This is a genomic window from Anaerococcus sp. NML200537, from assembly GCF_026131715.1.
GTDB lineage: Bacteria > Bacillota > Clostridia > Tissierellales > Peptoniphilaceae > Anaerococcus > Anaerococcus kampingae.
Genome location: NZ_JAMXSL010000030.1, coordinates 1 through 14,572, shown reverse-complemented (window position 1 = coordinate 14,572; position 14,572 = coordinate 1). Strand labels below are relative to the sequence as shown.

At 32.4% G+C, this 14,572-nt stretch carries 37 protein-coding genes; all 37 read right to left on the bottom strand.

Going from position 1 to position 14,572, the window contains the following annotated elements; translation table 11 throughout:
• Nucleotides 1-8: 8 nt before the first annotated feature.
• The 37 genes from NH288_RS08580 to NH288_RS08400 all read right to left on the bottom strand — a co-directional run bounded on the left by NH288_RS08580 (nt 9) and on the right by NH288_RS08400 (nt 14,466).
• Nucleotides 9-1,700, bottom strand: coding sequence for a phage terminase large subunit family protein (locus NH288_RS08580; RefSeq protein ID WP_265214632.1), 1,692 nt, complete (start codon nt 1,698-1,700; stop codon nt 9-11).
• Nucleotides 1,691-2,098, bottom strand: coding sequence for a hypothetical protein (locus NH288_RS08575; protein ID WP_265214631.1), 408 nt, complete (start codon nt 2,096-2,098; stop codon nt 1,691-1,693). Before NH288_RS08575 ends, NH288_RS08580 begins: the two co-directional genes overlap by 10 nt.
• On the bottom strand, nt 2,076-2,417 hold the full coding sequence (locus NH288_RS08570) for a hypothetical protein (RefSeq protein ID WP_265214630.1): 342 nt from the start codon (nt 2,415-2,417) through the stop codon (nt 2,076-2,078). Before NH288_RS08570 ends, NH288_RS08575 begins: the two co-directional genes overlap by 23 nt.
• Nucleotides 2,404-3,051, bottom strand: coding sequence for a hypothetical protein (locus NH288_RS08565; protein WP_265214629.1), 648 nt, complete (start codon nt 3,049-3,051; stop codon nt 2,404-2,406). Before NH288_RS08565 ends, NH288_RS08570 begins: the two co-directional genes overlap by 14 nt.
• Nucleotides 3,052-3,114: 63 nt before the next feature.
• Nucleotides 3,115-3,438, bottom strand: coding sequence for a hypothetical protein (locus NH288_RS08560; protein ID WP_265214628.1), 324 nt, complete (start codon nt 3,436-3,438; stop codon nt 3,115-3,117).
• A 313-nt stretch (nt 3,439-3,751) separates the two neighbouring features.
• Nucleotides 3,752-4,186, bottom strand: a complete 435-nt coding sequence (locus tag NH288_RS08555) for a hypothetical protein (protein ID WP_265214627.1) — start codon at nt 4,184-4,186, stop codon at nt 3,752-3,754.
• A 141-nt stretch (nt 4,187-4,327) separates the two neighbouring features.
• Complete coding sequence (gene thyX, locus NH288_RS08550) at nt 4,328-4,966, bottom strand: FAD-dependent thymidylate synthase (RefSeq protein WP_265214626.1); 639 nt, start codon at nt 4,964-4,966, stop codon at nt 4,328-4,330.
• 10 nt (nt 4,967-4,976) lie between these two features.
• The gene (locus tag NH288_RS08545) at nt 4,977-5,168 is read right to left on the bottom strand and encodes a hypothetical protein (RefSeq protein ID WP_265214625.1); all 192 of its coding nucleotides are present in this window, start codon (nt 5,166-5,168) and stop codon (nt 4,977-4,979) included.
• 12 nt (nt 5,169-5,180) lie between these two features.
• Nucleotides 5,181-5,822, bottom strand: a complete 642-nt coding sequence (locus NH288_RS08540; protein WP_265214624.1) for an NAD(P)-dependent oxidoreductase — start codon at nt 5,820-5,822, stop codon at nt 5,181-5,183.
• Nucleotides 5,770-6,045: a hypothetical protein gene (locus tag NH288_RS08535; protein WP_265214623.1), complete on the bottom strand. Its 276-nt coding sequence runs from the start codon at nt 6,043-6,045 to the stop codon at nt 5,770-5,772. Before NH288_RS08535 ends, NH288_RS08540 begins: the two co-directional genes overlap by 53 nt.
• 12 nt (nt 6,046-6,057) lie before the next feature.
• Nucleotides 6,058-6,459: a dUTP diphosphatase gene (gene dut, locus NH288_RS08530; protein WP_265214622.1), complete on the bottom strand. Its 402-nt coding sequence runs from the start codon at nt 6,457-6,459 to the stop codon at nt 6,058-6,060.
• The gene (locus NH288_RS08525; RefSeq protein ID WP_265214621.1) at nt 6,460-6,681 is read right to left on the bottom strand and encodes a hypothetical protein; all 222 of its coding nucleotides are present in this window, start codon (nt 6,679-6,681) and stop codon (nt 6,460-6,462) included.
• Nucleotides 6,644-6,913 (bottom strand): hypothetical protein, encoded by a 270-nt coding sequence (locus tag NH288_RS08520; protein WP_265214620.1) that lies wholly within the window; start codon nt 6,911-6,913, stop codon nt 6,644-6,646. Before NH288_RS08520 ends, NH288_RS08525 begins: the two co-directional genes overlap by 38 nt.
• Nucleotides 6,910-7,122 carry a hypothetical protein gene (locus NH288_RS08515; RefSeq protein ID WP_265214619.1) on the bottom strand — a complete coding sequence of 71 codons (213 nt, stop codon included), beginning with the start codon at nt 7,120-7,122 and terminating at the stop codon, nt 6,910-6,912. Before NH288_RS08515 ends, NH288_RS08520 begins: the two co-directional genes overlap by 4 nt.
• 9 nt (nt 7,123-7,131) lie before the next feature.
• A complete protein-coding gene (locus NH288_RS08510) occupies nt 7,132-7,344 on the bottom strand; it encodes a hypothetical protein (protein ID WP_265214618.1) in 213 nt (70 codons plus the stop codon).
• The gene (locus NH288_RS08505) at nt 7,341-7,733 is read right to left on the bottom strand and encodes a hypothetical protein (protein WP_265214617.1); all 393 of its coding nucleotides are present in this window, start codon (nt 7,731-7,733) and stop codon (nt 7,341-7,343) included. Before NH288_RS08505 ends, NH288_RS08510 begins: the two co-directional genes overlap by 4 nt.
• A complete protein-coding gene (locus NH288_RS08500; protein ID WP_265214616.1) occupies nt 7,723-7,941 on the bottom strand; it encodes a hypothetical protein in 219 nt (72 codons plus the stop codon). Before NH288_RS08500 ends, NH288_RS08505 begins: the two co-directional genes overlap by 11 nt.
• Entirely contained in the window at nt 7,938-8,129 is a 192-nt protein-coding gene (locus NH288_RS08495; protein ID WP_265214615.1) for a hypothetical protein, read from the bottom strand. Before NH288_RS08495 ends, NH288_RS08500 begins: the two co-directional genes overlap by 4 nt.
• Nucleotides 8,123-8,422 carry a hypothetical protein gene (locus tag NH288_RS08490; RefSeq protein ID WP_265214614.1) on the bottom strand — a complete coding sequence of 100 codons (300 nt, stop codon included), beginning with the start codon at nt 8,420-8,422 and terminating at the stop codon, nt 8,123-8,125. Before NH288_RS08490 ends, NH288_RS08495 begins: the two co-directional genes overlap by 7 nt.
• Before the next feature lie 3 nt (nt 8,423-8,425).
• The gene (locus NH288_RS08485) at nt 8,426-8,788 is read right to left on the bottom strand and encodes a hypothetical protein (RefSeq protein WP_265214613.1); all 363 of its coding nucleotides are present in this window, start codon (nt 8,786-8,788) and stop codon (nt 8,426-8,428) included.
• Nucleotides 8,785-8,979, bottom strand: coding sequence for a hypothetical protein (locus NH288_RS08480; protein ID WP_265214612.1), 195 nt, complete (start codon nt 8,977-8,979; stop codon nt 8,785-8,787). Before NH288_RS08480 ends, NH288_RS08485 begins: the two co-directional genes overlap by 4 nt.
• Nucleotides 8,976-9,260: a hypothetical protein gene (locus NH288_RS08475; protein ID WP_265214611.1), complete on the bottom strand. Its 285-nt coding sequence runs from the start codon at nt 9,258-9,260 to the stop codon at nt 8,976-8,978. Before NH288_RS08475 ends, NH288_RS08480 begins: the two co-directional genes overlap by 4 nt.
• Complete coding sequence (locus NH288_RS08470) at nt 9,253-9,477, bottom strand: hypothetical protein (RefSeq protein WP_265214610.1); 225 nt, start codon at nt 9,475-9,477, stop codon at nt 9,253-9,255. Before NH288_RS08470 ends, NH288_RS08475 begins: the two co-directional genes overlap by 8 nt.
• Entirely contained in the window at nt 9,474-9,722 is a 249-nt protein-coding gene (locus NH288_RS08465; protein ID WP_265214609.1) for a hypothetical protein, read from the bottom strand. Before NH288_RS08465 ends, NH288_RS08470 begins: the two co-directional genes overlap by 4 nt.
• Nucleotides 9,712-10,167, bottom strand: a complete 456-nt coding sequence (locus tag NH288_RS08460) for a hypothetical protein (RefSeq protein WP_265214608.1) — start codon at nt 10,165-10,167, stop codon at nt 9,712-9,714. Before NH288_RS08460 ends, NH288_RS08465 begins: the two co-directional genes overlap by 11 nt.
• Nucleotides 10,164-10,631, bottom strand: coding sequence for a hypothetical protein (locus tag NH288_RS08455; protein WP_265214607.1), 468 nt, complete (start codon nt 10,629-10,631; stop codon nt 10,164-10,166). Before NH288_RS08455 ends, NH288_RS08460 begins: the two co-directional genes overlap by 4 nt.
• Complete coding sequence (locus NH288_RS08450) at nt 10,621-10,920, bottom strand: DUF1599 domain-containing protein (protein ID WP_265214606.1); 300 nt, start codon at nt 10,918-10,920, stop codon at nt 10,621-10,623. The genes NH288_RS08455 and NH288_RS08450 overlap by 11 nt, the downstream gene beginning before the upstream one ends.
• A complete protein-coding gene (locus NH288_RS08445; RefSeq protein WP_265214605.1) occupies nt 10,895-11,119 on the bottom strand; it encodes a hypothetical protein in 225 nt (74 codons plus the stop codon). The genes NH288_RS08450 and NH288_RS08445 overlap by 26 nt, the downstream gene beginning before the upstream one ends.
• On the bottom strand, nt 11,112-11,501 hold the full coding sequence (locus tag NH288_RS08440) for a YopX family protein (protein WP_265214604.1): 390 nt from the start codon (nt 11,499-11,501) through the stop codon (nt 11,112-11,114). The genes NH288_RS08445 and NH288_RS08440 overlap by 8 nt, the downstream gene beginning before the upstream one ends.
• Nucleotides 11,502-11,858, bottom strand: a complete 357-nt coding sequence (locus tag NH288_RS08435) for a hypothetical protein (protein WP_265214603.1) — start codon at nt 11,856-11,858, stop codon at nt 11,502-11,504.
• 19 nt (nt 11,859-11,877) lie between these two features.
• Nucleotides 11,878-12,609, bottom strand: a complete 732-nt coding sequence (locus tag NH288_RS08430; protein ID WP_265214601.1) for a hypothetical protein — start codon at nt 12,607-12,609, stop codon at nt 11,878-11,880.
• Nucleotides 12,587-12,772 carry a hypothetical protein gene (locus NH288_RS08425; protein WP_265214599.1) on the bottom strand — a complete coding sequence of 62 codons (186 nt, stop codon included), beginning with the start codon at nt 12,770-12,772 and terminating at the stop codon, nt 12,587-12,589. The genes NH288_RS08430 and NH288_RS08425 overlap by 23 nt, the downstream gene beginning before the upstream one ends.
• A gap of 281 nt (nt 12,773-13,053) precedes the next feature.
• Nucleotides 13,054-13,299, bottom strand: a complete 246-nt coding sequence (locus NH288_RS08420; RefSeq protein ID WP_265214597.1) for a hypothetical protein — start codon at nt 13,297-13,299, stop codon at nt 13,054-13,056.
• Entirely contained in the window at nt 13,296-13,775 is a 480-nt protein-coding gene (locus tag NH288_RS08415; RefSeq protein WP_265214595.1) for a hypothetical protein, read from the bottom strand. Before NH288_RS08415 ends, NH288_RS08420 begins: the two co-directional genes overlap by 4 nt.
• Nucleotides 13,732-13,953 (bottom strand): hypothetical protein, encoded by a 222-nt coding sequence (locus NH288_RS08410; protein ID WP_265214594.1) that lies wholly within the window; start codon nt 13,951-13,953, stop codon nt 13,732-13,734. The genes NH288_RS08415 and NH288_RS08410 overlap by 44 nt, the downstream gene beginning before the upstream one ends.
• Before the next feature lie 79 nt (nt 13,954-14,032).
• The gene (locus tag NH288_RS08405; protein ID WP_265214593.1) at nt 14,033-14,245 is read right to left on the bottom strand and encodes a hypothetical protein; all 213 of its coding nucleotides are present in this window, start codon (nt 14,243-14,245) and stop codon (nt 14,033-14,035) included.
• Nucleotides 14,242-14,466 (bottom strand): hypothetical protein, encoded by a 225-nt coding sequence (locus tag NH288_RS08400; RefSeq protein ID WP_265214591.1) that lies wholly within the window; start codon nt 14,464-14,466, stop codon nt 14,242-14,244. The genes NH288_RS08405 and NH288_RS08400 overlap by 4 nt, the downstream gene beginning before the upstream one ends.
• Nucleotides 14,467-14,572 lie beyond the last annotated feature (106 nt).

Here is a 14,572-nt window from a genome sequence, read left to right as displayed (position 1 = left end):
TAACTTGTCTATTCTATACTTACAAAATCCATCTGATAGCCTTTAGATACTTTTGATCCATACTGGGTATACCTATCTACTCCTATAAGTGCATAGGCTAAGCAACAAGCTAAGTGGTCTGCACCCTTTCTCGTTGCTACTTGATATATATATCCGTCCTTATCTCTATCTAGGATTTGTACATTCATTAAGTGTTTAGTTATAAGTTGTGTCATTTCATCTTGGTAGGAATAAAAACCTATAAATCCTTGCTTAACTGCTTGTATAGTTCTTTGCATCTTGCTAGTCTTATCTACCTTTACCATTCTCCTCTGGTCGCTCCAATGGTCGGTAAAGTTTACTGCTGAATAAGGCCCTGTGCTAGTAGTCCATGCACAAGCATAAGCACTATAAGGAAAAGCCCTTAAAAGCTCGGTATTCTTATCCGCTCCATATCCGGCATCTGCTATAATGAAATCTGGTTCAAAGGGTTTTAGTAGGGATATAACTTGCTTAACGTCCATAAGCGGCATTATATTAGACCTATTAAATTGTCTCATACATACAACCTGTATAGTCATATCCGGTCTAATACCTAGGACTAATACCCATGTAGGCTCACCCCAATCTATACCTGCTATATAGGCTATAAATTCATCGGTCCTATTGATTTCTTCATGCGGTGCTACTATGTGAGTCTTAACATCATTTTCTTGTATCTCTAGGCCCTTATTTGCATAAGGCTCGCCTAGTACATAATTATAAAATAACTGCTTAAAAGGATATTGTAACTTCCTACGCATGATAGAGTCGGCACTTATATGTAAAGCATTAAGTTGTGATATAAAATAGCCCCTAGTTTCTTTAATATCTGGCCTACGTGCTATCCATTCTCCAACTGTCCACCTGTCTAAAGGTCTTTTACATCTCTTACATCTATATTGATAAGTGCCATCTTCAATTTCTTCTGTAACTTTATTAAATCCATCTTTAACCTGGATAATATTTTCTAAAGTAATTTCTTGCCATTCATTGCAATGAGTACACTTATATAAATATCTTCTCTGGTCTGATTTCTCGTATAGTTCATTGATTCCTGTACCTGGTAGGGTAGGAGTAGACCATCTACGCATTAGTCCATATTTAGATGAAGACATTGACTCTTTAAAGGCTAGTTCCGTTCCTAACCTCATTCTGTCATACTCATCTGCACAATACATATCTATATCTGCACCCTCACCTTGTGAACCATCTCCTGACGTCCTCATAAAGATATTAGAAGTGCCAATCTTCTTACTAGATACGTTGTTAAGGTCTTTTGCTACTTGGCTTTGCAAGTGTGGACTTTCTTGTATAACTGGACTTACCCTAGTTCTAGAAAAATCCGCCATCTGTGCTTGGGTCGGGAATGTATACATGATATTTACGTTATCATGTGTATCTGCAAACCATAAAACCTCGGCTGTGGCAAGCTCACTCATACCTAACTGCCTAGCTTTTTGTATAACCTTATTAGGGTGGCCATCATTTAAAACCGCCTCTTGCCATGGTCTATGCGCAAAAGGATTGTGCTTAGATATAAAAGTCATAGGCTTAGACTTGATAGGCTTATACTTTAAAGCCCATAAAGCCGGAAAACTTCTTATGATAGTATCTTCTACTGTTTTCTTAGCCTTATAATCACTTTTAAAGTCATTTATACTGTCTATCCTTATATCCACGACCTAATACCGCCTATACCCTCTATATGTCCTGGCAATTCATAAAGGTTTAATTCTTGTAGACCACTTGTAAAGCTAGCCTTGTTTAAGTGCAAAATATATATCCTGGACTTGTCTTTATCATCTGGATTTTTAATAATCAACCTTAAGTGTGGATAGTAACATAAATTTACAAAGTCAGCACTTTCTCCGTAATAGCTATATATGATATTTTTATCTGTATATTCATTAGCCCTTATAAAGTCGACTAATTGAAACCCTCTTATATCTAGGATTAATCTTTTCTTATCAAGGCCTGTTATCTGATACTCTTTAAAATCCACCCTATACTGCTTAGCTTCTTCAAGGGCTTGTTCAAGAGTTTCTTCTACTTCTTTATAGTCCATATATATCATCATCTGGCCTATTTCTTTCGTCATTATCCGTATTAAGTTTTAGACTCATACGCTTATAAAGTTCTTTCAAGCTATCATCTTCTGTCAGTCCTAGGTTATCAAGCAATAGTTCTTGATTTTCTTTATCGCCTGTATCCATGCTTTTAAGGAGTAGGGATAGGTTGATTAGTTTGTTTAAGTCCTCTACATTCTTTGCCCTTACTGCTCCACTTGCTACATCAAGAAAAAAGTTATTGATTAGGATTTGAATTGAATTGTCTATTAACTTGTCTTTATTAAATTCAACCTTTAGTGCTTCACTAACTGAATTAACTCTTTTCATTTTTAAGTTCCTTTAATTTCTTCTGTATCTCTTTTTCACTTGCCCCTATACTTCTTAGATACTCTTCATAGTAATCTGTCTGTTTGTAATAATCTTCTTCTGCAAGTTCTAAATCCTTTAAGGCTGCTTCTTTCTTATCGGTTGGGATATAATTAAACATCAACCTAATAAGTGCCATGTACTTGTTTTCTGTAATTTCCTGTAAGTTCTTAATACCAAAGTTGGTATAACCTCCTAAAGCTCCATCTGTCAGCTTATCTTTAATCTTTATAGCTTCAAATACATTTTCTATAGTGATAAGGTAGTCATTTTCTTTGATTAAAGTTTTTAACTGGTCTGATCCTGTTTGAATAACCATATCTAAAAACTCCAAATCACTTTTAAGCTTATTAGACTCGCTGCCTTCTTGCATTTCTTTTTCTTGGCTTTCTATAAGCTTAGATACTGGTGAATTATTTATAAATTCTTCAAGGCTATTCTCTTCTGCCGTTAGGCTCTGCCTTATCCTCTTATACTTGCCTATATAGGTTTCGCTTATATTAAAATCTTTTGACTTTAAATATTTTCTTATTTCTGGATAACTAGCCCCTAAATCAAGCATCTTATTGACTTGTTTGGCGTACTTACTATCCATTAATTCTTTTATCTTAGGAGGTATATTTTTCTTGCTATCTATCTTTGCAATTTAAACCGCCCCCTATTCTTCTATGTACATTGTCTTTATATATAGCTCTACTATTGCTATAGCCCTTGCAAAGCCCTCTATGATTGCTTCCTGGTCCTTGCATGAATATTGAGAAATAGCAAGTTCAGAATTATTTTTTATAAATTCGTGTAGGCTATCAATCATGGTATTTGATTCTTGGTTTATATCTGTATGGTCATAATCATAGCTATAGTTAGGTAAGTAATCTAAAACAGTATAAGGTTTTTTATTTTTAACGATATATAGATTATTTGCCTTATCTTCGATATCTCTTATTTGATTGTCTTGATTGCTACCTATGTCTTTATGTTTCATAGTTCCGTCCTTGCTATTTATCAGTAATTTTATCAAAATAAAAAAGCCCTAACCTTTAAGGTTAAGACTTGTTATGTTTAAGTATAGTATTAGGGCTTATATGTCTAGTGAAAAATAATAAGAAGTGTTAATTGGTATTGCCTGTCAAAGAAATCACTTATGTTTCTGTATATATTAAAGGAATTTTATTAATTAATTTAAGAGTAACAAACACGTTTTTTAAATTGTACAACCCGGGTAGGTCTGCCCTAATACTATTTGATACTATTATATATCATTTTTAAACTAAATGTGTGCAATGTTTTTGCAAAGTTTAAGCATCTCCAAACATTTTATACGATAGTGTCTTAAGTGCTTTATTTGCTATATAGTAAATGTTTCTCTTCTCATAGTGGTATTCTTCCATAAGCTTAAGTATTACATTCTTCTCTTCGCTTGCATATAGCCTTATAACTATATCAGCTTCTTGTTTACTTAAGGATTTTAAGGCCTTTTCTACAATCTTGACTAGGGACTTGTTAATTCTGTTATTAGTTTCTAGCATAGCCCTTTTAGCAATTGTATTAAGATATACATCTTCTTGGCTAGTTCCCCCGCCTTGTACTGGATCAACTCCATATCTGACTGTGGTATTTGTAAGCCTGTCATTTAGTTCCTGGATTCTTAAATCTATATCGTGTGTAGTCTCTCTGACTTGCATATACTTTCGTAACATATCTTTACATAAGTTTTTATAAAAATCTTGCATATCCCTCCTTTATGTTTAACTTTTTACTTGATTTTACGAAATCAACACGCTTTTTTACCTCTTTTTAGCCGTTTTAAGCCTACTTACCTGCTTAGCTATATTATATCATACGATAGGCCTTAAATCCTCTTAAAAAGGCTTTTAGTTAGCATTATAGATATCTTTATAGTCTTCTAAATCAAAATCAAAAACAAAAACTGGGTAGTCCTTTTTTAATATCTCTAATATCTGATAAGCAACCTCTCTTATAGATTGGTGGGCTGCCTTATCTAGTCTTAATCTTAAAAAGTGCCTTAGCTCTCTAAAATTCATGGTCATATATAACTTGGTGGCTGTGCATTGAGGTAGGATTGCCCTTGCCTTGTCCCTGGTGGATTTCTTGTTACCACCTAGTTTTTCATACGCTTGGATAATTGAGTCGCAAGCTTTTTGTATAACCTTTTTCTCGTATTCATTATATGAATTATCTAAAACTATCTTCAAAGCACTTAAATCTACATACCTGCTAGATTCTTGCGAGTAAGACGATAATCTATGCCTTACAATCTGATTAGCACAAGCCCTATCAGTCGTGATTATAAAAGATAAGCTGCCATGTTCTATTATAGATTCATGTCCTATCTTCATAAGATTAGATAAAAACTTTTCTTGTCCCTCCTGGGTCTCACTCTTCTTAGACCTATAACATAGCCTGGTCGCTGTTTCTATCTTATCTAACATTTCTTTATAAGTTAGGTTCTCTTTTACTAGTTCTACTTTATTTTCTAATATACGTAACATGATTTTCCTCTTATTCCTCAACTTTATATTTAAAGTTCAATTTAGAATCTTCATACCTTCCGTCGTCGCTTAAAAACATATCGTCAAGTTCATTTTTTAAATCTTTGATATAGCCATCATCTAGCTTTTCAATTACATTCTTTTTCTCGTCTTTGCTTATTTCTACTTCGTACTCATATTCAAATCTAACTTTTAATTTCATTTTTTTATTCTCCTATATCCATCTTATAGACGGTTCACCTTTAAATCCTTTAATCCATGTAAACCAACAATAGCAAACTGCCCTAGCATTATATTTTTCAAAGTCCCCATTCTTAGCACATAGGGTTCTTTTAGTAAAAACATATACATACTTGGGTGGGTGATTTTCAAATAATTCTTTCCTGGATTGACTTTCTAGGAATTGAATTTTAAGTATCATTGCTAGCTTGCTGCCATCATCTAATACCTTTAAGGCGTGCTCTACAAACTCCTTAGCCCTTTTATAAGGTGGATTTGTAACTATATCACCTTTAAAGCTTGAAATATCAAAGAAGCTTACCCCCCCTTGGCCAAATCCTCGGTCGTATAGGTCGCTTGAAGTAACATCATATCCTGCACTTATAAGAACCTTGGATATATGCCCCTCACCGCAACAAGGCTCTAATATCTTTTTATCAAAGCTTTCTACCTCTAGTAACTTCTTAACTGCTTTTGGATCAGTAGCATAATAATCATGGACTTGTCTTTCTTCGTTTGCGTGATTGCTAGCCCCCATAGTAACAAAAACGTTATTATGAGGGTTATAATCTAATTCTTGCTTATTAATCTCTACAATAATAGGTTGTCCTTTCTTCAATTCCTTGGTATAAATCATCAAGGGCTTTCTTAGCTTCTTCAAATGTTTTATATCCGCCACTTAAGATTACACTTTCTGAATCTTTAAATAAAGCTTGAATATAATATTCATCAGCCTTTATTACATCAGAATCAGTTTTACAACCTCTAAAATCTACTCCATAGTTTACTTCCTGATTCCTATATAATATTTGCAAGGCCCTGGGGTTAATTGCTATTCCTGTTTCTCCCTTAACTATCATAATAAAATCTCCTTACCTACCACTTGAACCAAATCCTTTAGTTCCTCTTTCTGTATCACTATCTATCTTATCAACCTTACAAGGATATACCTTTATTTCCCTATAAAATACTAGCTGTCCTATCCTATCATCTTTATTTACCCTATAGGTATCTTTGCTAGTATTAGTCAGATTAACTCCTATTTGCCCCCTGTAGCTTGTATCTACTAGTCCTACACTACATAATATCCCTTTACTAGATAGGCCGCTCCTTGGTACTACTAGGGCGAACACATCAAGTCCAAATTCAAAGCTTACGCCTGTATCAATAGTAACTGTTTCTTGGGGTCTTATAACTACATCTTTAGTAGCTCTTAAGTCCCAACCATTGTCTCCATCTTTTTTATTTAGTTCATATGGTCCTGTATACTTCATTCACTCTCCTTTTTTACAATAGTCCTTAATAAGACTAATTAATGCTTTTCTTTCTATTCCATCTAGTCTAAATAAATCATCGTTAGGTATATAGATTCGATTTTTCTTATCTATTATTGTTACTAGTAGAAAATTTTTTAAATCGTAAACTTCTATAACATCTTTTATACTTAGTACCTGGTACTTATCTTTTAATAGCTTCTTTAAATCTTTTACTGTCAATTCCTATACTTTCCTTAGTTCCTTCATCATAAGCTTTTTGTAGGTTGATCCACATTTTAGAATTTATTAAGGTTGCCTTTTCTAACTTTTTAGCTAGCTTTCTATCAACCCTTATCGTTCCTTTTATAAAATCCTCTACATCTCCTTCATCGACTCCTAGCTTATTTGCATAATCACTAATCATATAATCATAAAGGTATTCTCCTGGTGCAAATCTCGCTTCATCTGTCATTCTTGATACCTGCCTTTGTCTAATTCTTTTATGATTCTCTTTTTCTCGTACAAATTAAGAGTATTAAAGCCTGGTTCTAGCATTACTCCTTGCTCGTTGACTCTAGAACAAGCTATTTTTGTCTTTTGGTATACATCTATATATCCATCTTTGATTTCTATATCATAATCTTTAAATATTTTTTCCATTAGGTCTGTTTGTTTTGTCATTTAATCCATTCACCTATTCCTAGTATTTTTCTTTTCATATTCCCCTAAATATTCTAGTTCGTGCTTTTCGGTTGTTTCTTCTGATAGTTTCTTATCGTATAAGAATAGTGAATAATTCTTTGAGTCGGCTATTTTATCATCAATAAAGGCCTTTATTAGTCCTTCTTTAGGAATAATCCCTACGCTAAAAGGCTTTAGTCTCATAGCATATAGGTGTTTCATTCTTCTAATTCCTCTATTTCGTAACTTAGACGTTGCATTCTTTTAAATTCTTTAGGTAGACTTCTATCTTTCCATCTTTCAAAAGCAAGTTGTGCATAACCCTCATTCCTAGCTTCTACTGTTTTTCTAATTCTAAATGTGCTCCATTCCTCTATGGTGAATTCTGGGCTGTCTACTTCTACAAGAGTATCTGGATCTACCTTGCACCAATAATCTAGGTCTATATGGTCGTCTCCTACATCTACTACTGGTCCTACAATGTATCCGTCTATATAATAGCCGTAAATATAATTGTTTTCGTCTATATATCCTTCTTCTTTGCCCCTTCTTACAAAGTCGGTATCTTTTATAAGTTTATCTATATCTTGGATTTTTGCTTTAAACATCATAATCTTCTTCCTCATCATTCCAATATTCACCCATTACAAGTCTTCCATTTAAAACCTTTGCTATCAGTTCTTGATTTTCTTTTTCTACTCTTTTGAAAATTTCTTCTAATTCTTCCTTGCTTGTGCCTTCTATTTCAAACTTAGCTAGATAAGTGCCGTCTTCTTTGCGTATTATTTTAGGCGCTTGATTTTTTCTCTGTGTGTTCATTCTTCGTACTCCATTAATTCAATTTCTAAATCATTTATAAAAGTTTCTAGCCTACTATCAATATCGTCTATACAGTCTTCTAATTCAGTTATATCCTTTGTCTTTAAATCCCAAATATCCGATTGAATCTCTTTTATATCTTCCAATAATTCATCTCTTGTTTGTTCCGTCATATCAACTATTAACATTTTAAATCTCCCCATTCTTTAGCAATTCTTTTGACATCTTCTTCCATCATCTCTAAGACTTCATTGCTAAGCGTTAACTTTATTTCTTTTCCTTTTAGTTCCTCAAAAGTTTCTTTATCATAGCCAATTACTCTTTCTTTTCCTATCTTTGCTAAGCCTAAAATGTGTTTACTTAAATTGAATAATTTTACTACCTCATCAGGAATAATCCTCATTTCTGGAATACCTTTTGACATATCGACTTCATTTCCATCAATAATGATTTTTCCATGTTTTAGAAATTTATTTTCCATTCCTTAAACCTCATAAGTATCTATTACATTTACAATTCCGTCTTTTATTTCGCTAGCTATTGATTCAGCTAAATTCTCTCTATCTACTTCATCATCTGTATTAAAATTACTATTCACGCTTTTGTTAATCTGATTAGATATGCACTCTTCAATAGTAGACCAATTTCTAGTTATCCATTCTTTTAAATCTTCTTGGCACGTGTATCTAGTTTCTAATCTTTTTATCTTTTTATTTTGATATCTAACTATTTCTACAAGTGCATCTTTTGATATAAAATTATGAGTCTCAAATGTACAAACCATTTCTATTAGATTGTTTTTGACATCTTCATTTGCATTAATAAAATCTTTGTCGCTATAACTCATTCTGTAAACTCCAATTTATAATCTAAAATCCTGCTAGTACCATGTTCAGCATCGAGCACATATGCATCTATCCAATCTTTAACACTTTCTTCTGGACAAAGATTTTTTAGATTTTCTTTAATCTTCTTGAAATCTTCTTCGCTATATTCTTCTTCACTCTCATATCTAAAACTAATCTTGCACTTTTTCATTTTTTTATCCCCTTATTCATTATTTCTGCAAATGCTTCTTCTTCCTTAATTTCAGTAATTCTATATTTAAATCTAAGGTTCAATGGCAACAATATATCTGAATCAGGAATTATATATTTAAATCTAAGGTTCAATGGCAACAATATATCTGAATCAGGAATTATATAACGATTTGCCACACAAGAATCAATATAACAATCAATAATGCTAGTAATCACTTCTATTTCTTTTCTTGTCATAGTTACGGGGTATTTTTTATCACTCATTTTTTTATCAGTCATTTATAACCTCAACTTTCGCCCAATGCCTAGGGTTTATAAATATCACTCTTTCATCACGTGCGGGATTCTTGCCCGTACCTAACCAATAGGTCTGTGTTAATCTTATGCTTTCATTGTTTCCAAGTGTGATATCCTCATAGCATTGGTTAAAATAATCTAAGTCCTCTTTTACTTCAATTTCTTCTTCATAATATGGATTAAGCAATATTAATTTCATATTTCCACCTCTGGCCACTTAAGGTAACCCGAAAGAGTTTTGGCAAGTTCCACCGCTGCTTTCCACATGTTGTAATCTTTCTCGTCACGAATTGTTGGAAATGAAATCCATAATCTTTTTTCTCTAATAAATTTATAAATTACACGATTTCCTCTGTTCTTTCTTGTAAATTTATAATCACCAGGCGATTTAGTAAATTCATAATCATTTTCTTCCGCAATCCTCTTAAGCTCATCAATCCTCATCTACAACCTCCACCAACTCAAAATCTAACAAATCAGTATCAAATTTTTCTTTTATTTCTTCAATTTCTTTAAGGGTAAACTGTTGTTTGAATCCATCACTAAAGGTTTTATATTTTAAAAGCGGGAATTTTTGACTGATACATATCGTGAAATACTCTACACTTCCACCAGCAGACCTTAGATACTTATGCCTCAAATAAAACTTCTTATCTTCCTCCCTGTCATTTGGGTGTGTATAAGAAAAATCCATACATGCTTTAATCATGTCAAAATCTTTTTCGTCACAAAAATCGAATCTCAAAACATAAATTCTATTACATTCTGTTTTTTTAATTTTTATGTGTTTCATGCTCATTTTTCTTTTAAATACATAAAAATCGCCTGTTGTAGTCCAGCAAGTATAATCATTTTCTTCAGCAATTCTTTTAAGTTCATCAATCCTCATAAATTCTCCCTAACTTCTTCCTTAATAAAATTATCTAGCTTTATACCAAATTCCTTTTTAAATTCCTCTATTTCTTTGTCCGTAAATTCCACCTTATACTCAAATATATCTACATCAGATCCTTGTAAGGTAGGATAACTTATACTTGGTCTTTGTCTGATTGCTAAATAAGTAAAACTATTGCCCTTTGTCTTTAAAGATTCATGCTTGTAAGTGTACTTTTTTATCTCTTGTCTATCTGGTAAAGGTGTGTTAGAAAATGCTTTAGCCGCACGCACCATATTTTCTACTTTTCTGTTATCAAACAAATCATCTACAATAACAACATCTCCAACTCTTTTTTTGTTAATTACAATTTCAAATGGATTATTCACGCCCATCCAGTACAGAGATATTGTAAAAATGTCTTCTACTAAACTAAAGTTATTATTTGTCGCTATTCTTTTAAGTTCATCAATCCTCATTTTCTACCTTCTTACAATCAAGCTCTAAAACAGTCATAAGTGCATAGTTTGCCAAATCTACTAGGGTATCCCTTAAGGATTCATCTTTTACTTGCCTATCATCGCTTTTAGCTAGGCTTTTGATCCTATTCATCTTGTCATTCATACGTACAACTGCACTTGTTATCCCAAATTCTTTAAAACTATCTGAAAAACTATCCCCATAGTCTTTATTTTTAGCCTTGTATATCTCTATAATTTCATCTGTAAGTTCTTTTAATTTATCAGCCTTGTTTATTTGTTTTGTCACTTAATATCTCCTTTTTGTATAAAATCTTTACTTTAGTTAGTCCTTGACTATTCGCCTTTTTTATCAAGCGATACATATCCTCTATAGCTTTATATCTATAGCATTTAGGATTCATATTATCAATTCCAACCTCCAAACCATCTAGCAAGTCACTTAGGGCTTGCTCCGATAGTTCGATTGTTATTAAAGGTTTAGTCATTGTCATTTTCGTAAATATTGCCTACGACTTCAAATGAACAATGTCTTGCAAAATCCCTTAAAAACTCAATACCAAAATCTCCTTCTATTATCCAGGTACAATATTTGTCGCTCCACTTGACTTCGTTATATTCAGCCTCATATCCGTTATAGTCGACTAATATATCGCCTTCGTATATCTCTACACCGTTTTTATCTTTTAAACCTGTAGACCACATAAGATTAACTTCATCAAAACCCCTTACAATATCAAGGCTTGCTTCATATTCGTTACCTTCAAAATCATCTGCATAGTACATAACTTCTTTATTAGCAAAGTCGATATGCTTAACATCTCTAACAACCTTTAAATGCTTGTCATAGACCCTACATTTTGCATACATTTAGTCTTCCTCTTCCTCTTCTTGATTCTTGTTCTCTTCAATGTTTGCCTTTGCTTCTGCTATTTTTTCGTCTACTTCATCAATCATCATTTCATAAAAATCTTTGCACTTTTGGCCATATTCAGATTTAAGTGTTTTTTTATAATTTTCTTTTTGATACTCTAACTGCTTTAGGTAGTCTTCTTCGCTTACTAGTGACATATCGATTCTAGGTTCAAAGCTTGCTCTTATATGTTTCCCACAATTAGGACATTCCACTAGCTCGTCTTGCTCGTTCCCATTCATATCACAAACTTCTACTACATCGTCTGGCTCTATTTCATGGTTGCAATATGGACAATAATCACTTTCTAACATATTAAAATCTCCTATTTATCTACACTGATTGACTTGTAACCTTTCTAGTCACAACCCATTCTCTTATATATCTTTCGCCATTTTCCCCTATACTCCTGCAATCCTTATATTGACCATTTCTTTTTGTCAACTTCTTGCTGATTTTAGTATGGGAATCTGCTTTTATCACTTGACCTGTTTTTTGATTAGTAGCTATATAAACTTCTTTCACGTCCATTTTTGCCACTCTTAGCTTTGCCAGTTCGATAGCTGCTAATAGTAATTCACCATGAGTAGATTTTATAGACACAAACCTTGATAAGGCTTTATGTTCAGCTTTAGTTAGCAAAATTATATTATCCAAATCTAGGTTGTTTTTATCTCCATCTACAAACACTCTTATATAGCCTTTACCATATATTGACTCTATCTTAGAATCTTTGACTATTAATAATAGCTGGTCTTTTGTCAATTTTATATTGTGCTTATCGTTAAGTAGCTTTCGCATCTCTTCATATTGTAGTTTATTTTCATAAGGCCTTAAAATTTCAACAACTTTATCTTTAAAACCTTTATACCTTTGGCCTGTAAGTCTTTTTACATATCCTTTTCTTCTCATGTAATTTTTTATGCTTACCTTGGATATACCAATTATGGTTGCTAACTCATCTAAGGTTTTATGTTCCCAGTTATTATCAATAAATTCTTTCCCTAATTCATTAAGCCTATATGTTTTACCATGTTTAGTCTTATATAAGGTCGTTTTTGTCATTTCTCTTATTTGCCCTTAAAATAACACTAGCATTGCTTATCATCTGGCAAGCCATTTTAGAAATAGCATTCGCCTTATCTAAATCAAACGTTGTAAGATCCTCTTTATTTGTGAGTTTTGTTATCTCTTCACCTAATATGTCTTGTAATTCAGTTAATTTCATATGTCTAACTCCTTTAAAGTGCTAAGTTTCTCAACTCCTACTTAGCTTTTCTCAATTTTTCTCAACTCTTACTAGAATTCTTAGTTTTTACACATCTTAACCAAGTTTATTTAAAACTTTCTCAACTTTTCTCCGTTTTTCTCAACTCTTAGGGCTTTTACTCAACTCTTTGACAATTTATAATCAATTACTTGCCTTTCTTTTCATGAGTCATACTAAAATATACAAACCCTAGCATGGCCAAAAACATAAGTAAAACCATCAAATCTTCAAACATTCTTTCAGTCATTTTTATCCCTATTCCTTTTGTAAGTATTTATAATCTTAGCAATCTCATTTGCTTCCTCTTCGCTTACTCTAAAAATGTTATAGTAGTATGGATCAGGATAATCTCTTAATATAAAATTATAATTAGTAACTGTTTTTCCATCATCATTTAAAATCTTATAGCCTTTGTCATAGTCCCTTACTGGTGTAAATCCTAACTCCTTCATGGACTCTAACATTTGTTTTTCTGCTGGATTCATATAACCTTCTTCAACTTTTTAGCTGCACTTACTAGGTACTTATCGCACTTTTCTATGCTCTTAGTTTCTGGTGACCACATAAGGCTATCATTAGACTTTTTAAAACTTTGATATATGATTGACAAGATTTCTGACTTTGTTAGTTCGACTTTATATGTCTCCATCATTCTTTTCTCTGGTGGTGTCTGTAAAAACTCGATAATAAGCGCCCCTATTTTCTTTCTTGTTAAGATATCTTTAATTATTTCCATATCCTCATCATATAAAGGTCTATCTAAATAAAAACCAAAATCTTTATTGGTATCTATAAATTTAAAAGCATTTTCTTGTCCGATCCTTTTGTTTATATTAAATAGGGCTATAACCCCAAATCTATAACTTTCTACCACGTGAGTATAGTTAGCAAAACCCGATTCTCTTATATAGCTATCTTTATCTATTTTTCTTATTTCTTGTTCTAGCTCGCTTAGTATCACTTTTAATCTCCTTTTTTATATCTGACTCTAGTACTGGCATAGCACTTTTAATTACAAAATTTTCGCCATACTGTTTATGCTCTTCAATAACCTTTTTACAAGCTTCTTGCTTATCTTCTGCTTCTACGTATTTATAGATATAGCCCGATACAAAACACTTAATTTTATACTTAGTCAATTACTTCCATTTCCTTTCTTGTAGGGCTAGCTTGCATACAAGTAGTATCAATACTAGTCCTAAAAATTTTGTAGTTGGATCAATCATCTTCACTCCTTAATTCATTCATAAGTCTTTGTTCTTGTATATCTCTTAGTATTTCAATATCACTTAAAAATAGTGCATACCCTAATTTTTCATGAATCTTTTTCTTAAAAAATCTATTTTCCCATGAAGTACCTATTTTATAATCCTGGGCTATTATTTGAGCCCTAATTTCTTCAAGCGTTAAGTCTTTTTTAATATCTTTCATCTGCCTACCTTATAATCTAAAAATCTAATTCCTTGCCTAAAAATCACTTCATATTCTCCTATATCATCTGCTTTTAGGTATTGCCTACCATAGATTGCTTTCATATCTTGCCAAACTTGCCATGGTATAAAAAAGTACCTATCTTGTATTCCTACACATACACCTGTATAACCTCCTCGTATATTATAGTTGTAGTAATTAATACTACATTTTGTTCTCAATCCCACTTTCTTATGGGATAATAATTGTATAGATAGAGGTCGTAGTTAACCTCCTTGAAGCTAGTCTTCCTAAATTAGGGTTACGCCTCTTCTTTACGTCTTTATC

Coding starts and splice junctions, on each gene's coding strand:
- NH288_RS08575 (WP_265214631.1), bottom strand. CDS start 2,098: ATGATGATATATATGGACTATAAAGAAGTAGAAGAAACTCTTGAACAA.
- NH288_RS08570 (WP_265214630.1), bottom strand. CDS start 2,417: ATGAAAAGAGTTAATTCAGTTAGTGAAGCACTAAAGGTTGAATTTAAT.
- NH288_RS08565 (WP_265214629.1), bottom strand. CDS start 3,051: ATGGATAGTAAGTACGCCAAACAAGTCAATAAGATGCTTGATTTAGGG.
- NH288_RS08560 (WP_265214628.1), bottom strand. CDS start 3,438: ATGAAACATAAAGACATAGGTAGCAATCAAGACAATCAAATAAGAGAT.
- NH288_RS08555 (WP_265214627.1), bottom strand. CDS start 4,186: ATGCAAGATTTTTATAAAAACTTATGTAAAGATATGTTACGAAAGTAT.
- thyX (WP_265214626.1), bottom strand. CDS start 4,966: ATGTTACGTATATTAGAAAATAAAGTAGAACTAGTAAAAGAGAACCTA.
- NH288_RS08545 (WP_265214625.1), bottom strand. CDS start 5,168: ATGAAATTAAAAGTTAGATTTGAATATGAGTACGAAGTAGAAATAAGC.
- NH288_RS08540 (WP_265214624.1), bottom strand. CDS start 5,822: ATGATTTATACCAAGGAATTGAAGAAAGGACAACCTATTATTGTAGAG.
- NH288_RS08535 (WP_265214623.1), bottom strand. CDS start 6,045: ATGATAGTTAAGGGAGAAACAGGAATAGCAATTAACCCCAGGGCCTTG.
- dut (WP_265214622.1), bottom strand. CDS start 6,459: ATGAAGTATACAGGACCATATGAACTAAATAAAAAAGATGGAGACAAT.
- NH288_RS08520 (WP_265214620.1), bottom strand. CDS start 6,913: ATGACAGATGAAGCGAGATTTGCACCAGGAGAATACCTTTATGATTAT.
- NH288_RS08515 (WP_265214619.1), bottom strand. CDS start 7,122: ATGACAAAACAAACAGACCTAATGGAAAAAATATTTAAAGATTATGAT.
- NH288_RS08510 (WP_265214618.1), bottom strand. CDS start 7,344: ATGAAACACCTATATGCTATGAGACTAAAGCCTTTTAGCGTAGGGATT.
- NH288_RS08505 (WP_265214617.1), bottom strand. CDS start 7,733: ATGATGTTTAAAGCAAAAATCCAAGATATAGATAAACTTATAAAAGAT.
- NH288_RS08500 (WP_265214616.1), bottom strand. CDS start 7,941: ATGAACACACAGAGAAAAAATCAAGCGCCTAAAATAATACGCAAAGAA.
- NH288_RS08495 (WP_265214615.1), bottom strand. CDS start 8,129: ATGTTAATAGTTGATATGACGGAACAAACAAGAGATGAATTATTGGAA.
- NH288_RS08490 (WP_265214614.1), bottom strand. CDS start 8,422: ATGGAAAATAAATTTCTAAAACATGGAAAAATCATTATTGATGGAAAT.
- NH288_RS08485 (WP_265214613.1), bottom strand. CDS start 8,788: ATGAGTTATAGCGACAAAGATTTTATTAATGCAAATGAAGATGTCAAA.
- NH288_RS08480 (WP_265214612.1), bottom strand. CDS start 8,979: ATGAAAAAGTGCAAGATTAGTTTTAGATATGAGAGTGAAGAAGAATAT.
- NH288_RS08475 (WP_265214611.1), bottom strand. CDS start 9,260: ATGACTGATAAAAAAATGAGTGATAAAAAATACCCCGTAACTATGACA.
- NH288_RS08470 (WP_265214610.1), bottom strand. CDS start 9,477: ATGAAATTAATATTGCTTAATCCATATTATGAAGAAGAAATTGAAGTA.
- NH288_RS08465 (WP_265214609.1), bottom strand. CDS start 9,722: ATGAGGATTGATGAGCTTAAGAGGATTGCGGAAGAAAATGATTATGAA.
- NH288_RS08460 (WP_265214608.1), bottom strand. CDS start 10,167: ATGAGGATTGATGAACTTAAAAGAATTGCTGAAGAAAATGATTATACT.
- NH288_RS08455 (WP_265214607.1), bottom strand. CDS start 10,631: ATGAGGATTGATGAACTTAAAAGAATAGCGACAAATAATAACTTTAGT.
- NH288_RS08445 (WP_265214605.1), bottom strand. CDS start 11,119: ATGACTAAACCTTTAATAACAATCGAACTATCGGAGCAAGCCCTAAGT.
- NH288_RS08440 (WP_265214604.1), bottom strand. CDS start 11,501: ATGTATGCAAAATGTAGGGTCTATGACAAGCATTTAAAGGTTGTTAGA.
- NH288_RS08435 (WP_265214603.1), bottom strand. CDS start 11,858: ATGTTAGAAAGTGATTATTGTCCATATTGCAACCATGAAATAGAGCCA.
- NH288_RS08430 (WP_265214601.1), bottom strand. CDS start 12,609: ATGACAAAAACGACCTTATATAAGACTAAACATGGTAAAACATATAGG.
- NH288_RS08425 (WP_265214599.1), bottom strand. CDS start 12,772: ATGAAATTAACTGAATTACAAGACATATTAGGTGAAGAGATAACAAAA.
- NH288_RS08420 (WP_265214597.1), bottom strand. CDS start 13,299: ATGAATCCAGCAGAAAAACAAATGTTAGAGTCCATGAAGGAGTTAGGA.
- NH288_RS08405 (WP_265214593.1), bottom strand. CDS start 14,245: ATGAAAGATATTAAAAAAGACTTAACGCTTGAAGAAATTAGGGCTCAA.